General features: G+C 66.2%; 5 protein-coding genes. All 5 read right to left on the bottom strand.

What is annotated here, in order from left to right; all coding sequences use genetic code 11:
* Positions 1 to 368: 368 nt before the first annotated feature.
* Entirely contained in the window at positions 369 to 1,775 is a 1,407-nt protein-coding gene (locus AC30NL_RS03600; protein WP_489462643.1) for an FHA domain-containing protein, read from the bottom strand.
* 5 nt (positions 1,776 to 1,780) lie between these two features.
* Entirely contained in the window at positions 1,781 to 2,116 is a 336-nt protein-coding gene (locus AC30NL_RS03605; RefSeq protein ID WP_489462644.1) for a hypothetical protein, read from the bottom strand.
* 171 nt (positions 2,117 to 2,287) lie between these two features.
* Complete coding sequence (locus AC30NL_RS03610; protein ID WP_489462645.1) at positions 2,288 to 4,924, bottom strand: penicillin-binding protein 2; 2,637 nt, start codon at positions 4,922 to 4,924, stop codon at positions 2,288 to 2,290.
* Positions 4,917 to 7,376, bottom strand: coding sequence for an FtsW/RodA/SpoVE family cell cycle protein (locus tag AC30NL_RS03615; protein ID WP_489462647.1), 2,460 nt, complete (start codon positions 7,374 to 7,376; stop codon positions 4,917 to 4,919). Before AC30NL_RS03615 ends, AC30NL_RS03610 begins: the two co-directional genes overlap by 8 nt.
* A gap of 73 nt (positions 7,377 to 7,449) precedes the next feature.
* Positions 7,450 to 8,250, bottom strand: a complete 801-nt coding sequence (locus AC30NL_RS03620; protein WP_489462646.1) for an outer membrane lipoprotein — start codon at positions 8,248 to 8,250, stop codon at positions 7,450 to 7,452.
* Between the last annotated feature and the right edge of the window lie 111 nt (positions 8,251 to 8,361).

Below are 8,361 nucleotides of genomic sequence, written 5' to 3' on the forward strand. Positions count from 1 at the left end.
AAATTCGTGCTGCACCGATCCCCGTTCAGGTTGAATCCATCCCCGTTCGGGCTTTACCCATCCCCGTTCGGGCTGAGGTATCGAAGCCCCAACCCGCGCTGAAGGGCTTCGATACCTCAGCCCGAACGGAGGTGTGGGCGGCGCCAGTCTGAACGGGGGCAGCCTGAAGGGGTGAAGTTCGTGCTGCACCCATCCCCGTTCGGGCTGAGGTATCGAAGCCCCAACCCGCGCGGAAGGGCTTCGATACCTCAGCCCGAACGGGGATGGGTGGTGCAGCGCGAACGGCGATGGGTGCAGCCCGAACGGACTCTTTAAAGTCATTTCAACCCCAATCCGGATGGCGGGATGAGCGGGCATGACCGTAAAACTCAGCCCTGTGCGCGGCGCGAGAGCTTCAGGCTGCACTGCGGCCCGTCCTGGTCTACCGCCCCAAGCAGCATCATCTGGCCCACCTTCCACACAAAGTGGGTGCCGGCCGCGTGTTCGACACCATCGATCACCACGCCGTTGTCTCCATGCACGAGCACCAACACACCGGCTTCATCGATGTCGATGATGTCGAGGTGATGCCCCGACACCAGCTCGTGCGCACGCCCCACCACCAGCGTCTGGTCACGCGAGCGGCCCACCGTGACAGGCAGTGCGTTCGGAAGCAAGTCCAACGTGCGCTCACCGGCCGCACCGCGCGCTGTCACCATCAGCTTGACCTCCTGCGCCCGAGCCGAATGAATGGGCGTGATCGCCGTCTTGGATGACCCGTTCGGCACGGCGATCGGCGTCACGCGTGCGCCGGCACCGCCCGGCGTTCGCAACGCAAGCCACGGATAGTCGATGGTCGATCCGTCCGCATTCGCCGACAGCACAATCCGCGCTCCGTCGACCAGCTCGACGAAGGGCTCGCCGCCGCCCTCGCCCACGCGGCAGCGCTCGACGGGCCGGCTTGGCGACTCAACGCGGATGCCGTTGGTAGACCCAGCGTCAGCCACGCGCCAGATACCGTTTTCGAACCAGATTTCTGCATGTCGCCGGCTGGTGTAGCTGCCGTTGATGCGGATGTCGCAGCCCTCGCCCTTGCCAATCACGTATCGACGGCCAGGCACGACGGACTGCAGCACCACGCGTCGCTTGCCGTCGCCGTCTTCGATGTCGAAGTCGCAGCGCTGCCCGGCGAGCGGCGTCGACGGCGTCGGGCCCGTCTGCGCGCGTGCGCCGGCCGCCATGTTGCCGTCGAATTCGGTCCACCGTCCGACGATGTTCACCTGATATGTGGGCACGTCGGTCGGCACTCCACTGCGCAAGGCCGCCAGCAGTTCGGAATAGCCGTGCTCGTTCTCGTCGGCCAGCAACTCGGCATCCAGCAATCCGGCGAACTGCGTCAGGTCGATGGCCGCGGCATTCGGCAGCGCGCCGATTACTTCGCGGGCGAGGTAGCGCTTGACCTGCTCTGGCCTGAACTCGCGCATGAACTGCTGCAGCAGTTGGCGCGCTTCGACGTCTTCGCCGCAGCTCACGCCGATGGACGTCAGCAGGAATCGATCGTGGTCGGCAATTGCGAGATGCAGGCGGACATGGCTCGCCACAAAGTGTTCGAGTTCCTCGCGAATCGCGGCAATGAGCGTGGCGTACTGGCCGAGGTGCGCTGTGCTCGTCAGCATCGAGTCGAGGTTGGTCTGCGGTGGCGTCTTCACGGGCGCCACTTCAGAATCGCGCGGCGGCAGGTCACTGCGTCCGCCGACTTTGTGAACTCGGCCCAGCACCCAGGTCTTGATGGACATGTTGTTCAACTCCGGTAAGCAACGACCAGCGTGACGAGATGACCTTCGCCGCGCAGATGGCGAACGCGTGGCGCTGCCGGCAAGCCGTAGCGCGCGATGTTCTCCAGGAAATGTCCCCAGGCCGGCTGCAGCGCATCGCCGGCGTCGAATCGCCGTTGCAATGCGGGCAGCGAAAGCTCGATCAACACGGCTGCACGGGCCACGTCACCCACCAGCACGATGGCGCGGCGAAGCGTATCTTCGGCGTCCGCCAGGCAGCGGTCGAAGCGGCCGTCGAATGTCCACACCAGCGGCGCGGCGACCGAGAGGCTGAGAGGATTTCGAACGTGTCCGAGCAGCATGTCAAAAGGCGCCTGATCTAGGCGCAAAGCGCAGCCATAGCTCGGGCTTGCGAGCATTTGCAACGACGAGCAGGGGGCTTTTGGCGTGATGAGCGGGCATGGTCGAAAAACTCTCAGCCTCTGAGTCCGTCCTCGACGGTGCACGGTCATTGATGCGCCTGAGCGTGCCGCTCATGGCGTGGCCCCCGAAATCAGGCCGAGTTGTCGTCCCATGATCTGCATCGCGATCTCCGCCGAAGGGTTGGGGCCGTGATCGCCGGCGCCGTGAATCTGGCCGGTCTGGCGTATCCAATTGCGCTCGGTCAGCACGCCGATCACCTTGGTCCAGGGGCCGCTGCCGGCCTCGGCGCGATAGGCGGCGACGTACCACTTGTAGGGGCGCATTGAACTGCATGCGGGATGAGGAGCACGTGCGGCCGCGCCACCCTGCGCGCACAGACGCGCGAGTTCGTTCAGTGACAGTCCGTCACTCGCAAAACTCGGCGTGCCGGTCTTGCCGGCGATGAAAGCCATGCCCTTGCAGGTGCGCGCATCGAAGACCTGTTCGCAGGCGGTGCGCGCGGTGCCGCTGCGGTGGCTGTACGAGAGCCCGTCAAGAATGACTTCGGCGGCTTCGCGAGAGATGCGGTTCGGCTGGGCGCTGGCAAGGCCCCAGCGTTCGACCGCAGGCTCGAGCCTCGCCCCGCTTGCGCCGCGCAATGATTCGACGAGGTGCGGGCGTCGTACCTCGGCCTGACCATTCGCGGCTGCCGCAAGCGTGGCCATCATGCCGGCCACGCCCAATGCGCTCGATCGCGCATGGCCCTGCCCCCAGCCTTCGGCCACCACGTCGACGACGGAGCCGCCGCGGCACTTCTCCCAATCGTCTTCGCTGCGACGGCGCCCGTCGGCACCGGCTGCGCATCGGCTCACGATGCCTGGGTTCAGCGCCATGCGCGGCATGAGGTGCATGGGCGAGCCGAGCTTCAAGGCGCTCGGTTCACCGAGCAGCCGGCCGTAGGGCACCGTCAGCGCGATCGGCCTCACAGCACCCGCTTCGGCCGTGGCATCGAGTGCGCGGCCGAATAACAGGTCGTGCTTGCCGCAGTCGATGCGCGCTTCGCCGCAGTCGGTATTCCAGCCGAAGGCCAGGGCCTCGGCCTGCACTTCCCATGGCCGCTCGCAGTGGGTGAAGTTCTTGTCGGCGCAGAACATGCGATCGAGAAATCGCGCCGAGTCCGAACGCATGAGTTGGCCGCGCAGGCTGTCGTGGCTCGGCGCAGTCTTCATCGCGGCGCGTTCCGCCGACAGCCAGCGGGCGCCGACCTCCGCATCGCCGAAGAAGGCTGCGGCCATGATGGGCTTGATGGTCGAGGCTGGCATCGCGTCGTGAAAGACAGCGGGGTTCAGCAAGGCATCGGGCCGGAAGCGGATCGGATACGGCAGGCGCTTGTCGCATTGAAGCTCGCGGCCGGGACCGTCGTATTCCTGGCGGGTGCACGGCGACATCGTCCCCGCCAGCGCCTCGATGCGACCGCTCGCGACGTCGATGATCGCCACCGCCGCCATGCGCACCATCGCACCTTCGAGCAGCCGGTTTCCGAGCGGCAGGCCCTTGTCTTCGTTGCGCTGCAAGCCGAGTGATTGGCAAACGTCGTGGCGGCCGGTGTAGCAGGCGGCCGTCTTCTGGGCGAGGGCCTGCAGCTTGGGGTCGACGGTGAGGTCCACCGAGAAACCGACATCCACCGGAGCGCCGTCGAAGACCACGCGGTTAGGACCGTATCGGTAGGTGCTGGGCTGCTTCGACGAGGTCGCTTGTGAATCGGTGTACAGCCGGTACAGCGAGCCGGTGGGACGGCGCAAGGTTTCGAGCGGCTGCAGCAGGGCTTGCAGGGAGGGCGGAACCATCCAGCCCGGGCTGTCGACCGCGAGGTCCGGCCCGGGCTCGCCGACCAGCGGTGCAGGTGCGGGCTGTGCCGCGGCCGACGCGGCGCTGCCGAACATCACCGGCATGCTGCACAAGCGCGTCTCGGCCCCGCGCGCGCTGGCAATGAAGTTCTTTGGCGTGGTCGCGGCATCGCCGCTTTCGCGCCGGCCCAGGTAAATGCAGCCTGCCATTCCGTTCCACGGGTTGCGGCGTGCGACCTGTCTCGCAGAAATCTCCACCACCTGGTCCGCGCGCCAGTGTGCAACGGTGGCAGAGGCTTCGGTCCCGCGCCAGGCCAAGCCTTCGAGCATGTGGGCATCGGCGCGCGTCAGCGCAGCCAGCGCGGCGGCGAGGTCTGCACAACGAAGCTGGAAGTGTTGGCCCGGGTATTCGGGAACCTTCATCGTGTCGCCAAGGGCGGCGCGGGCGGCTGCGAACCAGCGCGACGCGTCGAAGCCCACCACGCGGTCCACGCGAGTGTTGGCTCGCGAACTGAAACGCAACAGAGCCGCATCCAGCGTGCCGATCTGCGCGGCCACGCGTTGTGCCTCTGACGGCCCATCGTCATGCGTTCGGCGGACGATCCCTTTCATCCACAGCGCGGCGCCGGTTTTCACGCCCCAATCGGCCCGGCATTGTGGAAGGCCGGCGACAAGATCGGCGGCAGTCGGCAGGGCCTGTCTCACGGCATCGCGACGCACGACGCCCTGTTCGAAGGTCTTGAGCGCCGCGACGTGACGCACGCTGAGATAGCGATCAGGCTGTTCCGGCGCGATCTTCGACGTCGGGTCCGCCGGACGGATCACCGCCACCAGCAACACCACGCCGAGCATGATCGGCAGCACGGCCACACTGGCAGTGATCGCGAAGTCGAGCAAGGAGATGGCGCGAGCTTCACCCATGGGGCCCCCGCTCTGGAAGATCGACGTTCAGGCACAGCGCAAGGAAGCCCAGGTTCACCAGCAGCGAGGTCATGCCGAAGCTGACGAAGGGAAAGGTCACGCCAGTCAACGGCAATACCGCGAGGTTGCCTGCCACCGTGACGGCGAGTTGACACAGCGTGAGCACCACCCAGGCCACCGCAATCCAACTCAGGAAGGCCTGACCGTCGTTCACCATGCGCCCCGATGCCGACACAAATCGAGGCTCACCCAGCGTCACGCGGCCGTGATGGCGAATGAGACGGTGCAGCCAGAACGCGCAGCCGATCGACGCGAGCCACGCGCTCATTGAACCGAACGCGCCGACGATTGCGGCGAAGGTGTAGTCGCTGTGAATCTGCGCCGGCACGCCGCTGCAACTGCCTGAGGCCGTGTAGCCGCACCACGGCACCGCCCCCAGGCCGAAACCATTGGGCGGCGCCGCGCGCTGGAACCACGACACGAGCGCGAGCTGGTCATTGGTTGATGCGAGCGGCGCGGCCAGGCTTTCGAGGCGGGTCGCGGTGACTTCGTCGATGGCGCCGAGCTTGAACAGCGTCGCCGTCGTCGCCGCAATCCAGACGACAAACAGCAGCACCGCGAGGGCAAAGAGGCTGAGAGTATTTCGAGCGTGTCCGTGATGAGCGGGCATGATCGAAATACTCTCAGCCTCAGAGGCCTGCAAGCGCCTGCCGCTGCGGTGATGCCACCACAGAGCAACCGACGCGGCGAGAAATGCGCCCGATGCATAGCCCGCAATCAAGAGCGGCCCCATGTCATGCGTGACCAGCATCAATACGAGCAAGCCCAGAATGACGAAAAGCAAGGGCCACACGTAACGCAGGGCCGATGCGAGCGAAGTGCCGGAGCGCGCGAGGCGTTCGGCCAGCGGTGTGCCGCGCAGGAAGAAGAACCATGCGGCGCCGACGATCAGCCACACGCGGCCGAGTTCGGAGGTGAGCTGGCGCATGTTGGACAGGCCCAGGCCAACGAGCGCAATTGCGCTGGCCCCGAGCAAGGTCAACAACAGCAACGCAGGGCCTGATCCGAGCCGGGACTCCACCCGCCCTGCGCTCTCGCCAGCGATCGACAGCGTCCACGCCAGCATGCGCGCCAGGGGCTGACGCAGGAACAGCAGCACCGAAAAGCACAGCATGCCCAGCCACAGATGGCCCTGGTGGTACAGCGCGAGGTAGCGGTTGCTGAAGTGGCCGTTGGCCGACAAGTCGAGCAGCAACAACCAGCCCAGCCCCGTGGCCAACACGAGGCCGGGGTAGCCAAGTCGCGTGCTCAGGGACTGGGGGCCGGGCCGGGCACGCGGCTTGAGCGTCAGCATGCTCAGCATCAACAGCAACGCGGCGGCACCCACGAGCCAGAGCATGGCATTCGAGGGCGGGCTCCATTCGTCAAGCTCGAGGCGCATCGGCTCGAAACTGCGGCCCGACGCGAGCGGCCACGGTACGCGACCGATCCACGCTGCTGCAGCCCAGAGCAACATGGCGCAGGCGACACCCATTGCGGGCCTGAATCGACGCCGGCTGCACTTCACTAGCAGCAGGCCCAACAACATCCAGCCAGCCCATTGCCAGCCGGCTGATTGCAGCAAGGCGCGCATGGCTTCGTTCTTGCGCATGTTCAGGGTGGACTGGCGGGCATCGGCCATCAAGACGGATGCCGCGGACAACGCTGCCGGCAAGTCGTGTGCAGCGCATGCCGGAGAAGCGCGGTCACTCATGATCGGCAACTGCGCCGAGCCGGCGAGGGCTTGCGTGGCGGCATGACCATCGAGCGCCGCGGCCAGCAGGAGAACCGCATTCGCTCCCGCGATGTCGGCAACGGCATCAGCAGGTGCTGCGTCGACGGATTCAGTGAGCGCGGCCTGAACCGCCCTAGCGGCGCAACTCAGCGGCGCCGGGCCGCGGTCCTCGTCGGTGCCAGTGAGCTGGAAATGCTCGACGAAGGGCCGGCTCTCGGCTTCCAGCGATGCAATCGCGTCAGAGATCCCGCGCAGTTCGCCGATGCCTTCACGCTGCTGCAAGCGGAGTTCGCGCAACTTGTCTTCGACCTTCTTCACAGGACCGAGAAAGGCCCGGTTCGCTTGAGCCAAGACGTCGCTCAGAACGAGAGGAACTCGTGTGGTGCGAAGTGTTCGCGAACCGGTCGAGACATTGCCACACAAGCGCTCGCGCACCGCAGGTTCCGCGAGCGCTCCATACGCCCCGCACACTGTCGGCAGCGACAGAGGCGGCAAGCCACTGACCACGTACCCGACGGCAGCAAAGCGCTGGTCACGCCCCGTCCCCACGTCGGCCACGCGCGTGAACAAGGGCAGCAGCATCGCGACGACTGCGAGCGTCAACAACGTTTCCACGAGCGACGGCAGGCTTCGTTCGATGCTGCTGCCGATGGACGGCACGCGTGCGCTGAGTTGCATCACGGTGTCGCCTGATTGCGTCGCAAGTTCAAGTTCAAGTTCAAGTTCAAGTTCAAGTTCAAGTTCAAGCGACTCAACGATACCGCCGGGCGGCGGCGCCTGTCACCCTGACCTGGTCGCCGACCTTGAAGGGAGGCGCCGCGTCGAAGGCAAGCGCCTGCCGGGTGCCGTTGCGCATGCGAACCACGACGTCGTAGCGTGTGCGCGAACTGTTGCCTCTGTCGATCTCGCGGCCGGCATACGCGCCGCCGAGCGCGCCGAGAATGCGCGCGGCCCTGCGCCCGTCGCCGTCCCCGAACAACCCGCCGACGATGGCGCCGAGCACGCCCCCGGTCATCGCGCCAACATATCCGCCGCTGCCCTTCACCCGCGCCCGGTCGATGGCCTCGACGATGCCACAGTCCGGGCAATAAGGCAGCACCGGATCGACTCGCTCGCTGCTCGCAGAACCGGCCTGGCCCCACGTCGGAGTTGGCGAAGAGCCGCCGCTGCCAAGAAGCAGCGGCTCTTCGAGCACGGACGTCACCACCCGGTCCTGAACCTGCAGTTGCGCCGTGACGCGGCTGTCGGGCGCGATGCGGTCCTGCTCGGTGATGTTGTAGCTGCCCTCGTACACGCCGGCTTGCACTTCGGCGAGCATCAACCGCGCACGCGCGCCGTCGATGTGAAGTTCGGTGTCGCCCCCCGGGGTTCCGAAGACGGTGAAGTTGAGCTGGACTCCCGGGGAAAGCTGCAGCACGCGTTCCACGTCGAAGCCGTCGACCCGAGGCGCCGCGTCGCTCGGGACACCGCCAGATTGGCCGAAGACCTGCCCCCCGAGCAGGACCAGCCCGGTTGCGAAGACGCAGGCAACTACATGGCGTAGATTCTTCATGAGGTTTCCTCGACGTCATCGCGCGTCGGATAACCCCGCTCACCCCCGTGACCGGAGCGCCCCTTCCAACGCTGACTAAGGACATGGCCCGGAATAATTTTCCGTTTTGGG

Origin of the sequence: Rhizobacter sp., assembly GCA_021153565.1 — a bacterium.
Taxonomy (GTDB): domain Bacteria; phylum Pseudomonadota; class Gammaproteobacteria; order Burkholderiales; family Burkholderiaceae_C; genus Albitalea.